2 protein-coding genes are annotated in these 1382 nt (G+C 71.2%); both read left to right on the top strand.

Translation table 11 applies throughout. The features are described from left to right. A partial coding sequence (locus tag IH13_RS0120855; RefSeq protein ID WP_158791242.1) for an acetylxylan esterase occupies positions 1 to 546 on the top strand: 546 nt, incomplete at its 5' end. A 167-nt stretch (positions 547 to 713) separates the two neighbouring features. Next, positions 714 to 1382: sialidase family protein (locus tag IH13_RS0120850; RefSeq protein WP_031086650.1), on the top strand; the 669-nt coding region annotated here is incomplete at its 3' end.

Below are 1382 nucleotides of genomic sequence, written 5' to 3'. Positions count from 1 at the left end.
AGAGATGTGTATAAGAGACAGGTGTTCACGGACGCCGTCCGCTGCGTGGAGGCGATGCGCGAGCATCCCGAGGTCGATCCCGCCCGCATCGTGGTGACCGGGGTGAGCCAGGGCGGCGGTATCGCGCTGGCGGTCGCCGGGCTGGTGGACGGGCTGGCCGGGGTCATGCCGGACGTGCCGTTCCTGAGCAACATCCCCCGGGCGGCGCGGATCGCCGGGGCCCCGCCGTACACCGAGATCGCCGCCTACCTGCGGCTCCACCGTGACCGCACCGCGTCCGTCTTCCGCACGCTGTCGTACTTCGACGCGGCGCACCACGCCACCCGGGCGACCGCGCCCGCGCTGTTCTCCATCGCGATGATGGACGAGATCTGCCCGCCCTCCACCTGCTTCACGGCCTACAACCGTTACGCGGGCCCCAAGGACGTACGCGTCTACGAGTTCAACGGCCACGAGGGCGGCACCGAGCACCACCGGGCGGAACAACTGGCCTGGGTGCGTTCCCTGTTCGCCGGCCTGCCGACCGGGCAGGCCGCCCTCTCCTGACCCGGCGACCGGGGTCGCCGGACCGCCCGGAGGCGGTCGGGGAAGCGCGGGTCTTCGACACCGGCAGCCGGGTGTGCCCCCTTTCCGTTCCTCTGACGCGTCGGCCCGTCACGCCGCGCTCCGCTCCATCTCCGCACCTCTCCCCCTCACGAGAAGAGAGACCGTTCATGCAGCGCAGAGTCACCGTCGCCCTGCTGTCCGCCGCCCTCATGGTGGCCACCGCGACCGGCACCGCCCACGGCGCCCCCGCCGCCGGCCAACTGACCTCCCAGGACATCGCGACCCAGGGCGTCGGGTCCCCCTACTACCGCATCCCCGCGCTGACCACCTCCACCAAGGGCACGCTCCTCGCCGCGTACGACGCCCGCCCCACGCTCGGGGACCTGCCCGGCAACCTCGGGGTCGTCCTGCGCCGCAGCACCGACGGCGGCACCACCTGGCAGAAGCAGCAGGTGATCCGCAAGGAGGCCGCCCCCTACGGCCACGGTGACCCCAGCCTCCTCGTGGACCGCCAGACGGGCCGGATCTTCGTGTTCTACGCGAGCTCGGTCAACCAGGGCTTCTTCGGTTCGGGCACCGGCAACGACGAGAACGACCCGGACATCCTCCAGGCCGACTACAGCTACTCGGACGACGACGGCGTGACCTGGAAGCACCGCCGCATCACCCAGCAGATCAAGAACCCCGCCTGGGCCGGGATGTTCGCGGCCTCCGGCGAGGGCATCCAGGTGCGCAACGGCGCCTACAAGGGCCGGCTGATCCAGCAGTACGCCATCCGCCACAACGGGGCCAACTACGCGGTCAGCGCGTACAGCGACGACCACGGCGAGACCTGG

This window comes from Streptomyces sp. NRRL WC-3549 (assembly GCF_000721935.1).
Taxonomy (GTDB): Bacteria; Actinomycetota; Actinomycetes; order Streptomycetales; family Streptomycetaceae; genus Streptomyces.
This window is presented reverse-complemented; position numbering and strand designations above follow the sequence as displayed.